The following is a 22598-nucleotide window of genomic DNA, read 5'->3' as shown; positions in this document are numbered from 1 at the left end:
TTCGTTTAAAAAAATCATTAAAAGTCTAAATTTAACCCCAGAGAAACCGTACTGTAAATAGGGGAACCACCTCTTTGATATCCATATTGAGTTGGACTGGTTTTATCTAAGGCTTCAGGATTCCAACCGGTATAGTTCGAGGCTGTTTTATACATTAAATTTTGACCTGTCGCATAAATTTTTAAACCAGAAATTCCCATTTTATTTAAAAGGTCTTTTGGGAAATTGTATCCAATACTTACATTTCTTAAAGCAATATATGAGGCATCCTGAACAATACTGCTGGTGAAAAATTTATCTACTAAGAATTCAGTATTAGTAGCGCTGTCTAAGTAAGTTCTGTTGTTGTTGTTACTGAATAAATAGTGGTCAGCAATATTTCGAACCTCGGCACCGTGTGAGCCTTGGAACATAAAAGACACATCTACATTTCCGATACTAAATTCATTGGTAATACTCCAAATAAGTTCTGGATAAGGGTTTCCTAAAACAGTTTTGTCTTCGTCATCTAGTACACCATCACCATTTAAATCTTTAACATATACTAATCCTGCTTGGGCTCCTACGTGTCTCCATGGTCTGTCACGGTCTTCAAAAGCTAATTCTTTATCGACCACATATCCATAAAATAAGGAAATAGGTTGTCCTTCAAGATTAATCCATTCAGCTGGTCTGTTAGGGTCTAAACTGGTGATTTGACCATTAGAATCTGCGAAATCAATTAAAGTATTGTTATTAGTTGTTCCAATGAAAGTTGTAGACCATTTGAATTTTTCGGAGCTAATATTTCTAGTTCTCAACTCAAATTCCCAACCAGTATTTTTAACTTTTCCTAGATTTACCAATGCATTGTTAAAACCAGTGGTATTAGATATAGGATTAGGTAATAATAATTGATCACTTGTTCTTTGGTACCAATCGATAGACCCTGTAATTTTGTTGTTTAAAATCCCAAAATCCAAACCAGGATTAAACTCAATTAAACGTTCCCATTTCAATTCAGGATTTGCAATATTTGCTGGAGATAACCCTGCTTGCACTCCTCCGTCAACACTGTAACTAGAACCGTCAGCAGTTAACAATGCGAGATGAGGATAGTAATCTACAAGAATATTTCCTGTACTTAATGTAGAGGTACTTCCTTGTGCATCTGGATCTACTGCACCTGTATTTAAACGGTCGTTACCAGTAACCCCGTAACTGGCTCTAAGTTTAAGGTTTTTAATAAAATTACTTTCTAGTAAGAAATCTTCTTTTCCTATGTTCCAACCTATAGAAGCTGCTGGGAAATTACCATACTTGTATTTGGTACCAAAGATGGAACTACCATCTCTTCTCATACTAACAGAGGCGAGGTATTTATTGTTGTAAGCATAATTCACTCTCGATACGTACGAAATTCCTCTTTTTTGCCATTCAAATGCATCCGCATCCGAAATAATAGTGGCATTGGTGATTTGTTGTACGACATCATTTGTATATCCTGTTCCGGTAACTGTTGAGAAGAAATAATTTCTACTCTCAATGGATGTACCTGCTGTAATTCCTATATCGTGTTTTCCAAATGATTTGTTGTAATTGAAGAAGTTGTCAAAAATCATGTAGTTTTCTTTTTGAGCAATCTCGGTCATATAAGCGTCGGTAGGGCTTTCTTTTCCTAGTGTTCCTAGGTAATCTGTTCTTTTGGTATCGTCATACGATCCTGCCAAAGTCGATTTGAATGATAAGTCTTTTGTGATATTGTATTGGCCGTAAAAACTACCGTATAATTGGAATTTTTTGTCACTTCTGTTTCGTTCCGCTACTCTTGCATAAGGGTTTTGGTTGTTACTGTTTCCTATATTGGTCAGTCTGTCATTAATTTGTCCGTCACCATCTAGGTCAAAGATTTCAAAATGTACCATTCGAGCATAATCTCCTGGTTGAAGTCCCGCATAAACACCATTTGGGTCAATAAAACGTAGGGTTTCTTCAGTATGGTAAATAGGTAGCCAAGGTTGGTGTCTCGCAACATTATGAATGTTTTCAGAGAATCTTCTTCTGTTAGTATAGGAAGGGCTAAAATTACCTCCAATGGTAAATTTATCACTAATTTTACTGTCTAATTTTAGACGGGCACCGTATTTTTTAAAATTGTCTAATAATAAAACTCCTTCGTCATTAGTGTAGTTTAAACTGGTAGTAAATTTGGTTTTGTCATTACCACCTCTTAACGAAATAGCGTGATTGGTAATTACGCCAGTTTCAAAAAATACATCTTGCCAAGAACGATCTGTTCCTATTTGTAATTGCGCTACCGTATAAGGGGAAAGTGTCAAGCCTTTATCAGTTTGTTGTTTAGCCCAGTCAGCGGTAGTGTAACCGTAAGCATCACTTTTTCGTGGGCTTTTGATACCAGTAAAAGTGCTGTAGTTAATTTTTGTTTTTCCTGCTACACCAGATTTCATTGTAATCATGATGATACCATTGGAACCTTTGGAACCATAGATTGAAGAAGAGGCCGCATCTTTTAAAATTTCAAAAGACTCTACATTATTCATGTTTAATGAACCTAAGAAGCTGGAATCAACAATAATTCCGTCCACTACAATTAATGGAGTGGAGTCACCAGCCATTGAACCAACACCTCTAATGGTAATGGTAGGGGCAGCACCTGCTTCTCCGTCAGTAGCTTGAATGTTAACTCCTGAAACTTGACCTACCAAGGCATCATCAACTCTGGATACTGCTATCTGATCCAAGTCATCATTGACTACCTTAGAGATGGAACCAGTTAGATGAGATTTTTTTTGTGTTCCATAACCTATTACTACTACATCATCAAGTACATTGGCATTTTCTTTTAAGGCTATATTAAGTTTTTTTTGGTTATCAATAATTTGTACTTCCGTCTTAAAACCAATGTAAGAAAACTGAAGAACGTCTCCTTTTTTAACTTCAATTGTATAATTACCATCAAAATCTGTAGCAACCCCTTTTTTGGATTTTAAAATATTCACATTTGCTCCAGGAATGGGGAGATTGTCAGATGCTGATGTCACGGTACCGGTCAGTTTATAGCTGTTTTGAGCTATTCCTATTGTACTATAGAGTACAACGACCAGTAACGATAATTTAATTTTTAGATTCATAATAGATTATGTTTTGATTAATAATTTCAAACGAACCAATCTGGAATATTAGATTGGTTTACCAGTTGTAGATTTTGCAATATACACATATTTTTGCGTTAATAAAAATTTTAAAGCCATTTATATGATTTTAATTTCTTTTTTAGGTCTAAAAACTATTAAAAAATGATTAATTATCAATTTTGAAAAACAACAGTTTTGAAAGAAAAATGTGTAAGAATTTGAGGGCGTTGCCGCTCTAGTCTTTAGCTGAGAATTTATTTTATCGAAATCGTTGGAATGTACTTAAACAAAAGAGGTTAGCTAACTTTGTTAAACAAAAATGAACTTTTGTTTCTGGTTTTAAAAAAAGTAAGAATCGATAAGTTATCGTTTGAAAAAGTAAATTGTGATTTTAGTATGAGGAAACGAAAAAAAGAAAAGTAAAATAAAATGTGATTTTTATGGTTGTTGGGGTCAAAAAAAGGGGTGTTTTGGCGATAAATTTTAAATAAAAAACATTTTTTTAAGGTTGTAAAACGTTTAAAAAGGCGTAAAAATAAATTCTCTTGAATAAAAAGGATGCTTTTTTTAAAATTGGTTTCTTAGAAAAGGGTAAAAAAAAAACGTCCTTACAACAGCAATTACTGTTGTAAGGACGTTTGATGTGTTAATGGTTTTTTTATAAGGCAGTCAATTGCTTCAAATCAGCAACAGTTGCAATTGGATCAGTAGCACCAAAAACATAACTACCTGCTACTAGAACATCAGCTCCAGCTTCGGCTAGTTGTTTTGCGTTTTTATTAGTAACGCCACCGTCAATTTCAATGATAGTCGAAGCGCCTTTTTTGTTGATTAACGCTTTTAACTTTCTTACTTTATCATAAGTATTTTCAATAAATGATTGACCTCCAAAACCTGGATTCACACTCATAATACAAACTAGGTCGATATCATTGATGACGTCTTCTAGTAAATCCACGTTGGTATGTGGGTTTAAGGCTACTCCTGCTTTCATGCCTTCGGCTTTGATGGCTTGTAGTGTTCTGTGTAAATGAGTGCAAGCTTCTAGGTGTACAGTCAATACATCAGCGCCTAATTTCTTGAAAGTCGAAATGTAACGGTCAGGGTCCACAATCATCAAGTGTACGTCGATAGTTTTAGTTGCATGTCTTTTGATGGCTTCTAAAACAGGCATTCCAAAAGAAATATTAGGAACAAAAACACCATCCATAATGTCGATGTGAAACCAATCAGCTTCACTGCTATTAATCATTTTAATGTCTCGTTCTAGGTTGGCAAAATCAGCAGCTAATACTGAAGGTGCGATAAGAGTATTTTTCATTATTGTTGTGTTGTGGATTTTTTTTTTGCAAAGGTACAAAAAAACTCCAGTGTAGTACTGGAGTTTTAAAGGAGTTAATACGTTGATTAACCTAAATATGTTTTTAATATTTTACTTCTAGAAGTGTGTTTTAATCTTCGGATGGCTTTCTCTTTAATCTGACGTACACGCTCACGAGTCAAGTCAAAAGTTTCTCCAATTTCTTCTAGCGTCATTGGGTGTTGGTCACCAAGGCCAAAATACAAACGAACCACATCGGCCTCACGTGGAGTCAATGTTTCTAGAGAACGCTCAATTTCGGTACGTAATGATTCATGGATTAGTTCTCTGTCAGGATTTGGAGATTCACCGGAACGCAAAACGTCATACAGGTTAGAATCTTCTCCTTCAACAAGAGGCGCATCCATGGATAAGTGACGACCAGAGTTTTTCATAGACTCCTTAACATCATTTACCGTCATATCCAGTTCCTTAGCAATTTCCTCAGCAGAAGGTGGACGCTCATTAGATTGTTCTAATAAAGCATACATTTTGTTGATTTTATTGATAGAACCAATTTTGTTTAATGGCAAACGAACGATACGAGATTGTTCAGCCAAAGCTTGTAGGATCGATTGACGAATCCACCAAACAGCATACGAGATAAATTTAAAACCACGAGTTTCATCAAAACGTTGTGCGGCTTTAATCAAACCTAAGTTTCCTTCATTAATCAAATCGGGAAGGGTTAAACCTTGATTTTGGTATTGTTTTGCTACCGAAACCACGAAACGTAAATTAGCTTTAGTCAATTTTTCCAAAGCACGTTGGTCTCCGGCTTTAATGCGTTGTGCTAATTCAACCTCTTCGTCAGCAGTAATAAGATCAACTTTACCTATTTCTTGTAAATATTTGTCTAATGATGCGGTTTCACGATTAGTAACCTGTTTGGTAATTTTAAGTTGTCTCATGTTTTTATCTCCTCAAATTTTAAAGTGTACAAGTAGTTATACGTATAGAGTTCCAAAAAAGTTACAAAAAGGATAAAAAAAAATATTTTATTTTCAATGAGAAGGTAAATTAGGGCATTCCTCGCCAGGAATCCCGCAGTTTCGGGAGGCGAGTCGGGCTGTCCGCACTCGCTTTATTGTTTCGTTTCTCTCCACAATAAGAGGGCAAACAATTGCTCCCATCCCTAATGCGGTGCTGTAGTGAATGGTAGTTTTTTAGGAAACAGTTGCAGTTTTTTAGTTTTTTGTGTTTTAATTTCAAAGGAATTGTAAGGGTCGTAAGGAATCGCTGTTACTGTTAGGTGTTCTTTTTTGCCATCGTCATCTATGTCTCTGTCTATAGCATAAATAAAATGAGTTTCTGTCAAAGAAATTACTTCAAATTTATCAACTTTAGCGGTTCCGAAATAAAAATCAATATGGTTGCCAATAGGTTCCCAACGTAGATTAAGATGGCGCCCAGAGCAATAAGTGCTTGTAAAATAGGTTTGTTCAAACTGATAAGGCTGAGTTTCATTGTTTCTGAATCCAAAGAAATCTTTATAACAATCGGGGTTGTGGTCATATTCATAAACTTGTTCGTTCCAAACTATGGTGTCGTAGGACCAGCCTCTTAGCAATAAATTTGGATCAAAAGTTTGTTGTTCTGCTGTTGGAATTTCGTCTTTATTACAAGAGATAAATAACAGCATTATAAAAATTAGAAGACCAGTTCTTTTCATATCCTAACGGATTTTACATTTTGTTTAAAACAAGTATAAATGTAAGAGAAGCGTTGATAAAAACAAATTGCTTTTGCGAAATTTTGAGTTTTGTTAATGTAAGTACTTGTAAGTTATTGCTTTGGTTTTTTAATTTTAAAAGGATAAATCTTCCTTTTAGCCCCGATAGGAACGAAAATCCTTGTGGTGGTAGGCCTTTATGCCACCACAAGATTGTAGTGGATAGCGGGAACAATCATTCCTACAACTGCGGAATCGTTCTGCTTCTAAAACGAAGAACTATTATAAACAAAAATCCCGTCTCAAATAAATGAAACGGGATTAATAATAAACCTTATAGTAAACTAAGATGGATTACTCTTGTTTTGCCTCACGAGGAGGGCGAGCGATAAGTGCTTTTCTAGACACTTTTTCTTTTTTAGTTTTTGGGTCAACTCCTAAGTATTTCACTTGGAATACATCGCCCATATTAACAACATCGGTAACGTTTTCAGTACGTTCCCATGCTAATTCAGATACGTGTAATAAAACTTCATTTCCTGGAGCTTCAGTATATTCTACTACTGCACCAAAATCGAGCATTTTTATTACTTTAACTTCGTAAGCTTCACCCACTTGTGGTTTGAAAGTGATGGATTTAATTTTAGCTAATACGGCCTCAATTCCAGCAGGATCAGTACCTAAAATTTCGATTACACCTTGCTCATCTACTTCGTTGATTACGATAGTAGTTCCTGTAGCTTTTTGTAATTCTTGAATCACTTTTCCACCAGGTCCAATTAAGGCTCCAATGTAGTTTCCAGGAATAGTTCTAGTAATGATTTTTGGAGAGTGTGCTTTTACGTCTGTTCTAGGAGTAGCAATGGTTTCAGTCAATTTGCCTAAAATGTGCAAACGTCCATCACGTGCTTGACTCAAGGCTTGTTCCATGATGTCATAACGCAAACCGTCAATTTTGATATCCATTTGACAAGCAGTGATTCCGTCAGCGGTACCTGTTACTTTAAAGTCCATATCGCCTAAATGATCTTCATCACCTAAGATATCTGAAAGTACTGCAAATTTTTCACCATCAGTGATTAATCCCATCGCAATTCCAGAAACTGGTTTTGTCATTTGAACTCCCGCATCCATTAACGCCATTGTTCCAGCACATACGGTAGCCATAGAGGAAGAACCGTTAGATTCTAATACTTCAGAGACCACACGAATAGTGTAAGGGCAATCAGCAGGAATCATGTTTTTCAAAGCACGTTGTGCTAAGTTTCCGTGACCTACTTCTCTTCTTGAAGTTCCTCTTAGAGGACGTGCTTCACCAGTTGAGAAAGGAGGGAAGTTGTAGTGTAAGTAGAATTTTTCTTCTCCTTGTTCAGATGGAGAGTCAATTTGGTTAGCTTCTCTAGAAGTTCCTAAAGTTACTGTTGCCAATGCTTGTGTTTCTCCACGTGTAAATAATGATGAACCGTGTACAGATGGTAAATAATCAGTTTCACACCAGATAGGTCTGATTTCGGTTGTTTTACGTCCGTCTAAACGAATTCCTTGTTCAAGGATCACATTACGAACCGCTTCTTTATTTGTTTTGTAGAAATATTTCCCTACTAATCCAGCTAAATCTGCATTTTCAGCATATTCTTCTTCTGTGAAAAGGGCTTTTACTTCTTCTTTTACAGCTGCAAATTTTTCGCCTCTTTCACTTTTTCCAGATGCTTCGGCTGCAATAGCGTAACATTTGTCATAAGCAGCAGCTTTTACTTTAGCATAAACCGCTTCGTCTTCAACTTCACCTTCATACGTTCTGTACTCTGGGTTTCCAACAGCCGCTCTTAAGCGTTGTTGTGCTTGAATTTGAACTTTGATAGCTTCGTGCGCAAACTTAATCGCTTCAATCATTTCAGCTTCTGAGATTTCTTTCATCTCACCTTCAACCATCGCAACAGAATCCATAGACGCACCAATCATCATATCGATGTCTGATTGTGCTAATTCTTCTCTGCTTGGGTTAATTACTAATTTTCCGTCGATACGTGCTACACGTACTTCTGAAATTAAGTTGTAAAATGGAATGTCAGAAACAGCTAAAGCCGCTGAAGCTGCTAAACCAGCTAAGGCGTCTGGCATAACATTTTCGTCGTGAGACATTAACTGAATCATAACTTGAGTTTCAGCGTGGTAGTCGTCTGGGAAAAGAGGACGCAATACGCGGTCCACTAAACGCATTGTTAATACTTCACTGTCACTAGGACGTGCTTCTCTCTTGAAGAATCCTCCAGGGAAACGTCCTGCCGCTGCAAATTTTTCACGGTAATCTACCGTTAATGGTAAAAAGTCAACACCAGGGTTTGATGTTCTTGCTGATACTGCTGTTGCAAGCAACATACAGTTTCCTAAACGAACAACTACAGAACCATCAGCTTGTTTGGCTAATTTACCAGTTTCGATTGAGATGCTTCTTCCATCTCCTAAATCGATAATTTCTTGTTTTACTTGTGGAATCATAAATTTTTCCTTCTTTTGGTTATAAAAATGGGTAACTAGTTGTGTTGTAGTTGCTGCGCGTAGTTACTGCGTAAAACCCAATGAAAAACCAAAACTTTTTTATTACTTTTTCCCTTTGTGTTAGGGATTTTAAAAAACAAAAAGAGGTACTTGCGCACCTCTTTTATATATTGACTATTTTCTGATACCCAATACTTTGATAATTTCACGATATCTGTTGATATCTTTCTTTTTCAAGTAGTCAAGTAAAGATCTTCTTTTACCTACTAATTTCACAAGTGAACGCTCTGTGTTGTAATCGTGACGATTTTTTTTCAAGTGTTCAGTCAAGTGGTTGATTCTGAATGAGAACAAAGCGATTTGCCCTTCTGCTGATCCTGTGTTTTCAGCTTTTCCTCCGTGTTGAGCGAAAATTTCCGCTTTTCCTTCTTTAGTTAAATACATGCTAATATTTTTTTAAATGATTTTTATGTATGTCATACAGTTGACTGTAAGACGGGCGCAAAGATAGTATTTATTTTTTGAAGTACAAGTGTTTGTCTTAAATGTCTTTGCGTTTTTAAATACTATTTCATTAACTATGTTTTTTTTAAAATTTATGGCGCTTATTTTTTAAGTGTAGAATTAATTGTGATGGGTATTGAGAAGAAGGTTTCTATAAGTTGTCCTCTGGTTTTAGCGGGTGTCCACTTTGGACAATTTTTAATGACTTCAATGGCTTCTTCATCAAGTCCATATCCTAAACCTCTTAGTATTTTAATGTTGCCTAGTTTTCCGTCTTTTTTAACGATGAAAGTGGCATATATTTTCCCGTTTATTGAATTGCTTATGGCTTCAGAGGTGATTCGGAAGTTTCGACCAATGTATTGATAGAAATCTGCTATTCCATCTTTGAAGGAGGCTTTTTCTTCGATTTGACTGTATTTTTTTTGAACTCCTAAAGAGTCTGTAGAAATACCTTGAATTAATTTTCCATCTTTATAGTTTTCAACAAATGTTAATTTTAGATTTGGGAATGAGCCCTTCCATTCTCCACTTTTTTTGGTGTTTTCAAATCGACCGTACGTCACTCCTTTTCCTAATTCAATACTTTTTTTTGTCTTCAAAGTGTCAATTAAGGGCAGTTGAATGTTTTCCTCATATTCTCCCGTTCCATCGATTAAGGTTTGTTTGTTGGCTTTGTTCCAGTAATTCAGTACTACAAATTCACTTTTTTTTCCTTTTTCGGCAATGTAATTGCCCTCTTGTTTTTTATTGCCGTTTTCATACCATTCTTCGTACTTGCCACTTAAGTTAGAGGAAACGTAATGTTGTACTTCTCTTTTGTTACCATTTTCGTAGTAGTAAGTGAATGCTCCTTCTTTAGTGAATTTTTTCAGATCTGTAACGAAGCCTTCCATGTATAATGCTCCGCTTTTGTAATAGTCGAGGATAGTATAATTTCCTTTGTTTAAATCAAAATCTTGTATGATGCGATAATAAGTGTGATTCCCTTCTTTGGTTGTTTTCCATTTGGAATCATAAAAAATTTTCTTGTTATTTTGATTTTGTGCATACATAGAGATACATGCAAAAAACAGGACGTAAAGAGTGAGTCTTATTTTCATAGTTGTTGTTTATTAATAGTTTTTAATTTTTGATTATAGGGTAGTAATGGGTATAGTGTATAAGACTTTGACATATAATCCTCTTACTTTTCCAGGAATCCATTTTGAGTAACTTGAAATTACTCTAATTGCTTCTTGGTCAAGGATAGGGTGTAACGATTTAAGGATTATTGGTTCGGTAATTTCACCTTCTTTGTTTACTATAAATTGGACATAAATTTTGCCTTTTATGGTTTCAAGTTCCTTAGGCTTTTTAAAGTTTTTGGAAATGTATTGGTAAAAATCTTGTAATCCTTTCTTAGGTTCAGGCTTGCTTTCTAGGGTATTGTATTTGTATTGTACATTATTCCTGTCTGTATTTGTACCTGAAACGAGTTTTCCGTTTTTGTAATTTTCGATATAACTTGATTTACTTTTATGAAATTCGCCTTTCCAGACACCATCTTTTAAGCCGTTTTTTATATTACCCGATTCCGAAAATTTCTCGGTATTAGATTCATAAGAGCCATCGCCATTTATCACTGTTTGTGTTCCGTCAGGATTCCAATATTGGTAAAGTTTGAAACTATTTGTTTGGCCTTCTTCGGGTTGAAAATACTCACCAACAGATTTTTTAGAGCCATCCTCATACCATTCTAAGCAATTTCCAATGAGTCTCTTGTCGTAATGTTCTTTTCTTTTTTTGTTGCCATTTTCATAATAATAAATGAAATCTCCTCTTTTTATGAGATCTTGCTTTGATATGGAACTGCCTTCCATCTGAAGTGCTCCAGATTTATAATAATCCTTTACATCATAAAGTTCATTGACCAATAATTCTTTAATTACTCTATAGTAGGTGTGATTTTCTTTGGTGGTTTTTTTCCAATCGGCATCATAATAGATGCTATCAATATTGGGGTTTTGTGCATAATTTATACTCGATAAAAGCACAAATAAAGAAAGTGTTGTTTTTTGGAACATAGTATTTGGTTAGTTGTCAATGAGTAAAGCGAAAGTAAGTGTAATAATACAATTAAGCAATAGGCAGACAAATTAAAATGATAAAAGAAAGTAGGGTGTTTTTTTATTATCAGTAAGAAGGTTGCGGAATCTGAAAACTATTTGAATGAAGACTTTAAAAAAATAGTAAATTTGGTTTTTTGTAAATTTTTATGTTGAAGAAATACTTAACGCGTTATAAACCATTTTTGCTTTTTTTGTCAAAATTCTTTTTGACTTATTTAGTATTAACACTGATTTATCAAACCTATTTACAGCGTTTTGGAAATCATGAAATCGACGGAATAACAAAGCTTGTAGCTTATCATACTGAGCAGTTAGTACATGTATTTGGAGCCGATTTTAGCATTAAGAGCCATAATTCTAATTTTGATATCCAATTGTTTTACAATCAAAAGTATGTTGCGCGCATGGTGGAAGGTTGTAATGCAGTTAGTATTATGGTGTTATTTGTTGCTTTTGTAATTTCGTTTTCAAAAAGATTTTGGGCCACCACATTTTATGTGCTTTTTGGGATAGCGGCTATTTATGTATTGAATGTTGTGCGTGTGGCTGTTTTGTGTGCTTTGTTGTCTAAATATCCTGAATACGAAGCGGTCTTGCATCGCGTGTTTTTTCCTCTTTTTATCTACGGTTTTGTCTTTGTTTTATGGGTGATATGGATTAATAATTTCTTTTTGGATGCTAAAAAAAATACTAAAATATAAAATTCGATTTTTATTAGGAGGGCTTTTAGTCTTTCTGCTAGTTTTAGTTCGTGTGTTCGAAAAAGACTTATTTTATGACCCTTTTCTAATCTATTTTGAGGGTGATTTTAAAAATTTACCGTTACCCGCATACCATCCCGTGCCACTTTTTTTAGGTTTAATGTTTCGGTATGGACTTAATATGGTTATTTCTTTAGCGTTGCTTTATGTCTTGTTTAGAAAAATAGATATGGTAAAGTTTTCCTTTTTTCTTTACATTTTGTTTTTTGTCGTTTTGATCATTGGTTTTTTTGGAGTGATTTATTTGTATGGCGCACAAAACAATTTGATGCTTTTTTATGTTCGAAGATTTTTGATTCAACCATTATTTGTCTTGTTGTTTATTCCAGGCTTTTATTATCAAAGTAAGAATAAATAGCTTTTTTTTCAGTATCTTTAAGGGAATTCATTGTGTTCTATAATTTAATTCTTTTAAAAGATGAAAGTGAAAAGACAGTCTGGAGATAGTGTTGATTTTGATCCTGAAAAATTAAAAAGGTCTTTGTTGAGTTCAGGTGCTAGTATGTCTGCCGTAGAAGAGATTCTGCATAAGATGACTAATGAAGTTTATGAAGGTATTACCACACGCAACATTTATAAAAAAGCCTATAGTCTGTTGAAAAAAAACGCCAATTTTCATGCAGCAAGATACAATCTAAAGACCGCCATTCATTTACTTGGGCCTACAGGTTTTTATTTTGAACAATATATAGCTAGAATTTTTGAGTCCGAAAAATACGAAACCAAAACGAATGAAGTTCTTCAAGGGCGATGTGTCTCGCATGAAGTGGATGTCATTGTGAAGAAAAATGATAGAATTGCGATGGTTGAATGTAAATTTCATGGAAGCCAAGATGCAGCTTCGGATGTAAAAGTTCCTATGTATATTTTGTCAAGGTATAATGATTTAAACCAAGTTACCCACAAGATTTTTTCTCAAAAAGACCAAATAACTGAATGTTGGATTGCCACGAATAATAGGTTTACAACGGATGCCATTGATTTTGCGCTGTGTTCGGGTATAAAGTTATTGAGTTGGGATTATCCAAAAGACAATAGTATCAAAGTAAAAAACTATAGAGATTGTCTTTATCCTGTGACTTGTTTGACTACCCTTACGTTGTCTGAAAAAGAAAAATTATTACCATTAGGAGTTATTCTAGCAAGAGATTTAATGGGAAATCCTCAAAAGCTGGCAGAAATTAAAATAAGCCCTAAGCGTATAAAAAATATTATAAAAGAAGTTACCGAACTGTGTAAATGTTTTTGAAAAAGTAGGTTTGTAATTTAAGTTTAAAAAGATGAAAGTAAAATTTATAGGTGGAGCAGGGACGGTTACAGGCTCAAAGACTGTTATTGAAACAACGACAATGGTTGTTTTAATTGACTGCGGACTTTTTCAAGGTATCAAGCCATTGAGGGAACTTAATTGGGAGCCATTTCCTATGGACGCTTCTTTGATTGATGCGGTGTTATTAACTCACGGACATTTAGATCATTGTGGTTGGTTGCCCCGATTAGTCCAAGAGGGTTTTCAAGGGAAGATTTATTGTACAAGTCCTACCAAGGCGGTGGCTAAGCTAATCATTATGGATAGTGCTAAAATTCAGGAAGAAGAGGCTGAGAAAGCCATGAAAGAAAAATATTCTATCCACGAAGTGCCTGAGCCTCTTTATACAGTAGAGCAAGCTAAAAAAGTTTTTTCCCTTTTTAAAGTTGTGAAACCCTCTGAAAGGATTGCAATAGGAGAGGGAGTTGAGGTAATTTTTGACCCTGTAGGTCACATTATAGGAGCTTGTAGTATTACTGTGGTCGCTGATGGTAAAACATTGGTTTTTTCAGGTGATATAGGACGTGATAATGACGTGTTGTTGTATCCTCCTATGAAACCAAAAGAAGCTGATTATGTTTTTCTCGAAAGCACTTATGGTGACAGATTACATCCTGATACAGACGTTAAACTAGAATTAGAAACCTATATAACCACAACTTTTCATAAAGGAGGCACCGTTATTATTCCGAGTTTTGCTGTAGAACGTGCTCAAACAGTAATGTATTTGTTGTGGCAATTAAAGAAAGAAGGGCGTATTCCAACCATGCCCTATATTGTGGATTCTCCCATGGGTATTGGAGCTTTTGAAGTTTTTTTACAAAATACAAGTTGGCATAAATTAACTCCTGAAATATGCCAGTCTATGAGAGATATGTTTATTATCAATTCAGATTATGAAGAAACGCTACAAGCTATTTACGATAAAGGTCCTAAAGTGGTTATCGCAGCAAGTGGAATGGTCACCGGAGGAAGGGTTTTAAGTTATCTTGAATATTATATTGGGATTCCAGAAACAACTATTATAATTGTAGGGTATCAAGCAGAAGGAACTCGGGGGCGAAAATTATTAGAAGGAGCAAAAGCTATAAAAATTTATGGAAATTATTATACCGTAAGGGCAAACGTTCTAGAAATTCAAGGACTATCGGCTCATGGAGATCAAATGGATTTAGTAGATTGGTTGTCTGATTTAAAAGCGAAGCCTAAAAAGATTTTTTTAGTTCATGGTGAAAATGAACCAGCAGATGCATTGCGAATAAAAATTAAAGAAGTTTATGGTTACCCTTGTACTATTCCGTTGATGGGTCAGGAAAGAAAGTTGTAATTTACTGATTATCAGTGTTATTTTTTTGTAGTCTTGGTTTTGTGTTTTTCTGTTCTTAAATGAATTATACAGTTAATTAGTATTATTCGTTAATAAAGTTTTAAAAAGGCATAATAAATTGTTGTTAAAATAAATTATACTTACTTTCACGGCAAATTATAGTTTAAAATAAACAAACAATGAGCAGCTTTGATTGGAAGAATTTAGTAGATCCGCTTTTTTATATCCATTTTGATATAAACGGAATAAAATTAGGTATTTATATTGTTTTGTTTATTGTTTTTGCAGAAACGGGTCTTTTTGCGGGGTTCTTTTTACCAGGAGATAGTTTGCTTTTCTTAGCTGGAATTTACAACAGAGAATTAGTTGAAAATATTCTTTTTATCGAAAGTGATTTTCTAAATGTATTCCTATTGGCTTTTTTAATTGGAATTGCAGGGATTTTAGGAAATATTGTAGGGTATTGGTTTGGGGCCAAAAGTGGTTATTATTTATACAACAAAGAAGATAGCTTTTGGTTCAAGAAACATTACTTAATTCAATCCAAAGATTTTTTTGAAAGACACGGTGGTCGTGCGATAATTTTTGCGCGTTTTCTTCCTATTTTTAGAACTTTTGCGCCTATAGTCGCTGGAATTGTTACCATGGATAAAAGAAAATTCATGTTTTATAATGTGGTTAGTTCGTTCCTTTGGACTTTTACGTTGATTTTTGCGGGTCATTATTTGTACGGTTTCTTATTAGAAAAATTCCAAATAGATTTAAAAAATCATATTGAGGTTATTATCATTGGGCTAGTTGTGTTGACACTTTCGCCTGTTATCTTAAAGTTGACCAAAAAGAAAAAAGACAATCCAGAAGTTTAGATTGAGGTCTTTTTTGAGCTACATCTAACGGTGTTTTTTGGTTTTTTGAATATTCATTTTTTAATACTCATACATGAAAAAAACTATAGTTTCTCTATTTGTGGGAATATTTGCTGTTGTTCAGCAAAATTATGGCCAACAACAAACAGGTAGTAATAACATTTGGTTGCATTATGTAGGGAAAAATGGGTTGACATCAAAAACATCCGTTACACTAGAAGCGTCTATGCGGTATGCTGATGGTTTTAATCAAAAGCAACAATGGTTCGTAAGACCCAGTTTAGACTATCAATTTTCTAAAAAAATTGTGGGAAGTATTGGTTTTACTCAGTACAATACTTATGTGTATGGTGATGTACCTTTGAATAAAATAAACACTCCTGAGTCTCATGTATGGGTGCAAGGTATTTACACTCATACCCAAGGCAATTTTAAGTTCGTTCATCGTTTACGAGATGAAAATCGATTTGTAGGAGTTGCAGTTAAAAATGATGTTTCTAATGAGTATGAAATTAGCCGTCACGATTATAGAAATCGAGTACGTTATATGTTTTTAGTAAATTATGCTTTAATGAAATCGAATGCCCAAACTAAGCTTTTTGCTGTTGTAGGTGATGAGGCTTTCCTGAACGTAGGGTCAAATGCTGGGAAAACGTTATTTAATCAAAATAGAGTTATAGCGGGACTAGGATATAATGTGAATTCTCATCATCAAGTTCAGCTAAATTATATTCATCAACAAATTTGGAATTTTGGAAATACTATTGTAGAATCCAATCCTACCCTTAGGTTGAGTTATATTACTTCTTTAGATTTTTATAAAAAGTAAAATGTCAATTATATAATGAGAGATGTGGCGCATAAGCCAAACGAATTTCAATAAAATTTCGGAAACATCATATTTTATAATGCCTTAGGGTGTTTTTACCAACTATTTTTGACCACATTACCCCAATAAAAAATCCTTTATAGTTTTGTGCTACAAAGGATTTTTTTTAGGAGTTATAGATGAGTTATTCTACTGGAATGGTTTGGTATTCAGAGATTAATTGGCCATCATTAGTAAATCCTTCTACCAGAACTTTAATTTCTTTTTGTCCCACTTTAGGGAATTTTAATTCGTATTCAGATTTTTCCTTTAGAGATATGGAAGGTGTCCAATTAAGAGTTCCAAAATAGAAATATTCTTTTTGTGTTTCAAAAGTAGCATTTTTAAAGTCAATATTTTTGCTAAAACCATTTGTAACAACAAGTGAGCTGTGTTTAACTTTGAAATAGGCATTGTTAGCGCCTTCTTTCAAGAAGATTTTAATCGTTCCAGTTCCTCCAGTTCCTCCTATTCCTGTCATCGCATCAGAAAAACCAGTTTTATCAATATACATTTCGTCCACTTGACTCATGTCAATACCGTATAGCATATTCAAATCAAATAAGAAGGCGTTATCAAGGTAAACTGCAGGTGAGCCTTCTGCAAATAGATCTCTTGGATTGCGTATAAATACAGTGTTGGTTTCTGGGTCAAGTCCCGTACGGAAACCTTTTCGAGTTAAGTAATCGAGTATGCTACCGTATTCATCAACTATTTTATACCCATCAGCAGTTAAACCCATTTCGTTTTGGTATTTTAAATTGTTTTTAAAATCGTTTTGAATGGTTACTCCTTCCAGGTTAATTATACTGTTGCCGAGAGCTGGTTTGGTAAATACAAAGTTATTTTCAGGTTTTTTCTCAATTGGACAAAGGTTTTTTTCTAAACGTAATGGGAACATGAATTTGGATTCATTAGCGCTTACTCTTGCTAGTATTTCCGTTTGTTTGATGATGTTTTTATCATTTTTCATTTGTAAAATAAAAACGGTAGAATCTTGTGCATAGAAATTTTCAAATTTAAAATTGCTGTTTTTGTCAATTGTTGTGTCTTCAAAAACATTGTCTTTTAGAGAAATAAGAGAGATTTTAAATTTAGAATTGACTTCTGGACTTTTATTAACCGTACCATTTATAGTTACTCCTTTGTTAAAATTGTATTTGATTGTTGGAGGGTTTTCTTTGATGTTAGTCCATGTATATTTGCTGCTTTTTTGGTTAAGCATTAAGAGTTCCATGTCTTGTTTTTGTGTCTTGTTTTCATTGTCATAGTACACAAAGTTGTTGTTCTCAGGAGTTGCTAAAAATGGATTAAGATAAAAACTTCCTTGAATGCATTTTTTTTGATGGCTATTGATATTGTCTTTGGGAAGCACGCTGATACTGATGTTTGAGTTAGTAGCATTTGTTTTTCCGTATAATGCAATACTATCGTTAGCAATTGCTTTGGCTACAAGTGTTGTTTCTGGTTTTGCAGAACCATAGTGATAAACTAATCTTTCAGTTACTTCATTTAGATTTTCGTCGATAAGGCGAATGCTGTTTACGCCATTGGAAAGGAATTTTTTGTCAAAAAGTAACACCGTTTCATTTTCGTCCTCTTTGAGTGTGAATTCTTTTTGAACCGAGTTAATGTTTTGGTGTAATAACAAAATGAATTTTTTTCCTTTGTATAGCTGTAATCCTTTATCATTTGTTTTTACAGCAACTGCAAGGATGCTTTTAGGTAGGTTGTTGTTGTATGAAAGGGTTAAGCCTGTCTCGTCAATTTTGGGTAAAGGTTGGTTTACGTTTAGTTTGTCTGTTTTTATTTTTAAAGTGTATGTTTCATTTAGACTAGGAATAAAATAAAAGCTCCCATTCCCCATTTTGTTAGTATCAAAACGGGTAATTTCATTGGATTTTGAATCAACAATAAGTATGTCTTTGGCTTCAATCGGTTTTTGATTGCAGTCGGTTAATTTTACCCCTACTGTATTATTAATGCCGTCAATAATAATGTTGCCTTCTGGGAAAAAAGTTGCTGTTGCGGTTTTCCAATTTGGCTCGGTAGGTTTAATATTGTAAACTTCATTTTTGTCAATGATTTCAATTTTTTCAGTAAAAGAATAATCTTCGTTGAAATTATTCATCCAATTAGTGTAAAAATGAAAGTGGTAATTGCCTGATTTGAATTTGTCGTTTAAGTGGATACCACCCGAAAACACCCCTTTTTCAGTGAATAGAAGCTGTTTCTGGATGATTTGTTCTTGGTCATCATAGATAACCAATTGGACATTAGTAGTATGTGTGTTGGGTTTGCCTTCTTTTGTGCTTAGAACATAACCTTTGAAGGCAATGTCTTCATTATTGACATAGGTATCTTTATTGAATTGAACGTGAATATTTTCACGATCTAGTTGAAAATAAGTTTCGATATACTTCCCTATTTTCTGAGAATTACTACTCGGTGTTTGTGAAAACAACTGGGTAAAAAAAAGTAAACCTAAGATAGTGCTTTTTAATCTCATTTGAGAACTGGTTTTAAAGGTTGGTTTTAAAGTTTTTTCGTTTTCTGTTTTGTGTAAATTTAGTTACAAAAAAAATGATTTTATATAAATTATTGCTCATTATTTGTAAATAAAGTACGAATTTTTGTTTGTTTAAGATTGTGCAAGCGTGTATGTAATAGCAATCGAATAGTAGGACTTTATTTTGTGTCAATAGTTTAAACGGAGATTGAAAAGATGGGAATAGAATTTTATTTTAAAAAAAGTTTTAAATGCCATCTAATAGTAGATACATACTTTAAAAAAAAATCCGTTCGGTTAGGAACGGATTTTTGTGAGAGTTATAGCTATTTAGTATTACATCATTCCTGGCATACCACCGCCGTGGGCGTGAGCAGCAGGGCCTTCCTCTTTGATGTCCACTAAAGCACATTCTGTAGTTAGAATCATTCCAGAAACTGAAGCGGCATTTTCTAAAGCCACACGAGTTACTTTTTTAGGGTCAATGATTCCTGCTTTCAACATGTCTAAATATTCATTTGTTTTGGCATTGTACCCAAAGTCACCTTCACCTTCGGCTACTTTTGCTACAACTACAGAACCTTCAAGGCCTGCATTTTCAACGATAGTACGCAATGGAGCTTCAACAGCACGTGATACAATTTGGATTCCTGTAGCCTCGTCAGCGTTTTCGGCTTTGATATCTTTTAATGCATTTTTAGCTCTTAATAAAGCAACGCCACCTCCAGCTACAATACCTTCTTCAACAGCAGCACGAGTAGCGTGTAAAGCATCATCAACACGGTCTTTTTTCTCTTTCATCTCCACTTCAGAAGCAGCACCTACATAAAGTACAGCTACACCACCTGCTAATTTAGCCAAACGCTCTTGTAGCTTTTCTTTGTCATAGTCAGAAGTAGTTACTTCCATTTGACCTTTGATTTGGTTCACACGGTTTTTAATCATTTCCGCATCACCAGCACCACTTACGATAGTAGTATTGTCTTTATCAATAGTAACTTTGGCACAAGAACCTAACATTTCTAAGGTAGTGTTCTCCAATGTATATCCTCTTTCTTCAGAGATTACAGTACCACCTGTTAGGATAGCGATATCTTCTAACATGGCTTTTCTTCTGTCTCCAAAACCAGGTGCTTTTACAGCAGCGATTTTTAAGGCTCCACGTAATTTGTTTACTACAAGTGTTGATAAAGCCTCACCATCAACATCTTCAGCGATAATTAATAATGGTTTTCCTGATTGAGCAACAGGCTCTAATACTGGTAATAATTCTTTTAATGAAGAAACTTTTTTGTCATATAATAGGATGTAAGGAGACTCTAAGTCCACTTCCATTTTTTCTGAGTTGGTTACAAAGTAAGGAGAAAGATATCCTCTGTCAAACTGCATTCCTTCTACAACATCAACAAAAGTATCTGTTCCTTTAGCTTCCTCAACGGTGATTACACCTTCTTTTCCAACTTTGGCAAATGCAGTGGCAATCAATTCACCAATTACATCATCATTGTTTGCAGAAATAGAAGCGATTTGTTTGATTTTATCTGAATCAGAACCTACAACTTTAGCTTGTTTTGATAAATCAGCTACAATAGCTTCAACAGCTTTGTCGATTCCTCTTTTTAAGTCCATAGGATTGGCACCAGCTGCTACGTTTTTCAAACCTTCTTTTACAATAGCTTGAGCAAGAACAGTAGCCGTTGTAGTTCCGTCACCTGCTAAGTCATTGGTTTTAGAAGCTACTTCTTTAACCATTTGAGCTCCCATGTTTTCCAACGCATCTTTCAATTCGATTTCTTTAGCTACTGAAACACCGTCTTTGGTTACTGTAGGGCCACCAAACGATTTTCCAATAATTACGTTACGACCTTTAGGTCCTAGAGTTACTTTTACTGCATTTGCTAATGCATCAACACCACGCTTTAGTCCGTCACGTGCTTCAATATCAAATTTTATGTCTTTTGCCATTTTGATTCTTTTTTAATAATTGTTTTAAAAATTCTAATACTTTGTACTTAATTCTTAATACTTCTTAGATTATAGCAAGGATATCGTCCTCTCTCATAATCAAATAGTCAGTACCTTCTAGTTTTAATTCGGTACCAGCATATTTTCCGTAAAGTACAGTATCACCTACTTTTACGGTCATTTCATGATCTTTTGTGCCATTTCCTACGGCTACAACAGTTCCTTTTTGTGGTTTTTCCTTGGCAGTATCTGGAATAAAAATCCCTGACGCTGTCTTAGTTTCAGCTGCAACTGGTTCAATCAGAACACGGTCTGAAAGTGGTTTAATGTTTAATGTCATGATTTTTTATTTTAAGTTAATATTGTTTATTTTGCCTTTCGCTATTCAGAAATTATGCCAGTCCATTTTGACTGACAATTTTTCTTAAAAAAAATGCCAGCTTTGACAGGCTGGCATTTTTTGTGTGTTTTGGTAATGCAAATGGATTATTTTGCAGGACTTGCTGGAGCATTTTGAACCGGTGCTGGAGCAGCAGCCTCTGTATTGTCAATGATTTTAGAATCAGAATCACTTAAGCTTCCTGTGAAACTTAAACTAGATAATAGGATTAATGCAATTAAGATTGTTGCTAATGTCCAAGTTGATTTGTCTAAAAAGTCAGTTGTTTTTTGAACGCCTCCTAACATTTGAGAACCACCTACTGCAGAGGATAAACCTCCGCCTTTAGGATTTTGAACCATGATAACTACAATCAATAGAAAGCAAACTATTGTGATTAAAACTAAAAAAATTGAAAATGTGCTCATTGTATGTTTAATTATTTTGTTGTAAAATTTTAATATCCGAAATACGGTCTGCAAAGAAACTACTTTTTTCTGGATATTTCAAAATTAATATTTCGTAGGCTTGAATCGCTTTTTGATATTTTTTTTGTTCCAAATAAACCCTAGCTAATGTCTCGGTCATCAAATAGGTGTGGTCCTCTTTATTAATGTCAATTTGTACGGCAGGACTTGTGCCTGGTTTGACGGGTGAAATCTTTGGACTTGTTTCGATGAACTTGTCAATCAATTCGGCTTTTTTTCTTTTTTCATCTGAAATTTCAAGCGAAGTAACGTTATTGTTTTCTTCTTTTTCACTCTTTTCTGGCTCTCTAACGATAGGCTGAATTCTTGACAGTTGAAGCCATTCTTGAAACGAATGTTTTTCGGTTTTAGAAAAATCTAATGGTGTACCCAATTCTAGTTTTTCAGCAGCTAATTGAGCGTTGGCACTTGTCTCTTTGGGAACGGCTTCCTTAATTGAAGTTAAAATCGATTCTTCAAGGCTATTAGTGGGCTGTTTTTTTTCTGTTACAATTGTTTCATGATCGACAACGGTAATGTTCAATAAGGCGTTGGCTTTTTTCTCAAAAAGCTCACGTTGTATTGAGGTGAAAGAATCCGAAGTGATAAAATCAAATAGTACAGCTCGGTCCGTTGTATGTGCGGCGGTTACTTTTAAGGCATAATTATATTTAAAACTATTTTGGTTATATAATCCTTTTAGTCGTAAGGCGCGTGCACTTTGGAAAAAAGGAAATTCATCCAGAACATTTTCCAAAGCCGAGGTGTGTTTCTCGGTAATGGAATTGGGTTTGTTTAATAAATAAGTATAATCAATAATGTTCATAGGGTGCTATTCTTTCGCTTTTAGGTCAAACGAATTATTAC

At 34.5% G+C, this 22598-nt stretch carries 19 protein-coding genes; 6 read left to right on the top strand and 13 right to left on the bottom strand.

Translation table 11 applies throughout. The annotated features are described in order from the left end of the window. Positions 1–17 precede the first annotated feature (17 nt). The 8 genes from K5R64_RS08450 to K5R64_RS08415 all read right to left on the bottom strand — a co-directional run bounded on the left by K5R64_RS08450 (position 18) and on the right by K5R64_RS08415 (position 11235). Complete coding sequence (locus K5R64_RS08450; protein WP_220762616.1) at positions 18–3131, bottom strand: TonB-dependent receptor; 3114 nt, start codon at positions 3129–3131, stop codon at positions 18–20. A 661-nt stretch (positions 3132–3792) separates the two neighbouring features. Next, on the bottom strand, positions 3793–4455 hold the full coding sequence (gene rpe / locus K5R64_RS08445) for a ribulose-phosphate 3-epimerase (protein WP_220762614.1): 663 nt from the start codon (positions 4453–4455) through the stop codon (positions 3793–3795). Positions 4456–4541: 86 nt separating this feature from the next. Beyond that, on the bottom strand, positions 4542–5405 hold the full coding sequence (locus tag K5R64_RS08440) for an RNA polymerase sigma factor RpoD/SigA (protein WP_007804760.1): 864 nt from the start codon (positions 5403–5405) through the stop codon (positions 4542–4544). Positions 5406–5629: 224 nt separating this feature from the next. Next, positions 5630–6166, bottom strand: a complete 537-nt coding sequence (locus tag K5R64_RS08435) for a hypothetical protein (protein ID WP_220762612.1) — start codon at positions 6164–6166, stop codon at positions 5630–5632. A gap of 354 nt (positions 6167–6520) precedes the next feature. Next, on the bottom strand, positions 6521–8665 hold the full coding sequence (locus K5R64_RS08430) for a polyribonucleotide nucleotidyltransferase (protein ID WP_220762610.1): 2145 nt from the start codon (positions 8663–8665) through the stop codon (positions 6521–6523). A 174-nt stretch (positions 8666–8839) separates the two neighbouring features. Beyond that, entirely contained in the window at positions 8840–9109 is a 270-nt protein-coding gene (gene rpsO / locus K5R64_RS08425) for a 30S ribosomal protein S15 (protein ID WP_035661095.1), read from the bottom strand. Positions 9110–9270: 161 nt separating this feature from the next. After that, positions 9271–10272, bottom strand: a complete 1002-nt coding sequence (locus tag K5R64_RS08420; RefSeq protein WP_220762608.1) for an energy transducer TonB — start codon at positions 10270–10272, stop codon at positions 9271–9273. Positions 10273–10305: 33 nt separating this feature from the next. Then, complete coding sequence (locus K5R64_RS08415) at positions 10306–11235, bottom strand: energy transducer TonB (protein ID WP_220762607.1); 930 nt, start codon at positions 11233–11235, stop codon at positions 10306–10308. A 191-nt stretch (positions 11236–11426) separates the two neighbouring features. Here K5R64_RS08415 and xrtF point away from each other — a divergent pair, with 191 nt between their 5' ends. The 6 genes from xrtF (at position 11427) to K5R64_RS08385 (ending at position 16372) form a co-directional block, all read left to right on the top strand. Further along, positions 11427–11981, top strand: coding sequence for an exosortase family protein XrtF (gene xrtF, locus K5R64_RS08410; RefSeq protein ID WP_255580329.1), 555 nt, complete (start codon positions 11427–11429; stop codon positions 11979–11981). Beyond that, positions 11956–12399 carry an exosortase F system-associated protein gene (locus tag K5R64_RS08405; RefSeq protein ID WP_220762604.1) on the top strand — a complete coding sequence of 148 codons (444 nt, stop codon included), beginning with the start codon at positions 11956–11958 and terminating at the stop codon, positions 12397–12399. The genes xrtF and K5R64_RS08405 overlap by 26 nt, the downstream gene beginning before the upstream one ends. A 60-nt stretch (positions 12400–12459) precedes the next feature. Next, positions 12460–13290 carry a restriction endonuclease gene (locus K5R64_RS08400; RefSeq protein ID WP_220762602.1) on the top strand — a complete coding sequence of 277 codons (831 nt, stop codon included), beginning with the start codon at positions 12460–12462 and terminating at the stop codon, positions 13288–13290. Between the two features lie 31 nt (positions 13291–13321). After that, complete coding sequence (locus tag K5R64_RS08395; protein WP_220762600.1) at positions 13322–14677, top strand: MBL fold metallo-hydrolase RNA specificity domain-containing protein; 1356 nt, start codon at positions 13322–13324, stop codon at positions 14675–14677. 179 nt (positions 14678–14856) lie between these two features. Beyond that, positions 14857–15543 carry a DedA family protein gene (locus K5R64_RS08390; protein WP_220762598.1) on the top strand — a complete coding sequence of 229 codons (687 nt, stop codon included), beginning with the start codon at positions 14857–14859 and terminating at the stop codon, positions 15541–15543. A 73-nt stretch (positions 15544–15616) separates the two neighbouring features. Beyond that, positions 15617–16372, top strand: a complete 756-nt coding sequence (locus tag K5R64_RS08385; protein WP_220762596.1) for a DUF2490 domain-containing protein — start codon at positions 15617–15619, stop codon at positions 16370–16372. A gap of 184 nt (positions 16373–16556) precedes the next feature. On the opposite strand, the gene K5R64_RS08380 is transcribed toward K5R64_RS08385, so the two are convergent. From K5R64_RS08380 to K5R64_RS08360, 5 genes are all read right to left on the bottom strand, one after another. Then, the gene (locus K5R64_RS08380) at positions 16557–18920 is read right to left on the bottom strand and encodes a hypothetical protein (protein ID WP_220762594.1); all 2364 of its coding nucleotides are present in this window, start codon (positions 18918–18920) and stop codon (positions 16557–16559) included. A 336-nt stretch (positions 18921–19256) separates the two neighbouring features. Then, positions 19257–20885 carry a chaperonin GroEL gene (gene groL, locus K5R64_RS08375; protein WP_220762592.1) on the bottom strand — a complete coding sequence of 543 codons (1629 nt, stop codon included), beginning with the start codon at positions 20883–20885 and terminating at the stop codon, positions 19257–19259. Positions 20886–20949: 64 nt separating this feature from the next. Then, positions 20950–21225, bottom strand: a complete 276-nt coding sequence (groES, locus tag K5R64_RS08370) for a co-chaperone GroES (protein ID WP_026712295.1) — start codon at positions 21223–21225, stop codon at positions 20950–20952. 146 nt (positions 21226–21371) lie between these two features. Continuing rightward, a complete protein-coding gene (gene secG, locus K5R64_RS08365; RefSeq protein ID WP_220762591.1) occupies positions 21372–21692 on the bottom strand; it encodes a preprotein translocase subunit SecG in 321 nt (106 codons plus the stop codon). 7 nt (positions 21693–21699) lie between these two features. Beyond that, complete coding sequence (locus K5R64_RS08360; protein ID WP_220762590.1) at positions 21700–22557, bottom strand: tetratricopeptide repeat protein; 858 nt, start codon at positions 22555–22557, stop codon at positions 21700–21702. Positions 22558–22598 lie beyond the last annotated feature (41 nt).

It is taken from the genome of Flavobacterium sp. UMI-01 (genome assembly GCF_019656315.1).
GTDB lineage: Bacteria > Bacteroidota > Bacteroidia > Flavobacteriales > Flavobacteriaceae > Flavobacterium.
The sequence above is the reverse complement of the archived record's forward strand: the minus strand, read 5'-3'. Positions and strand labels throughout refer to the sequence as shown.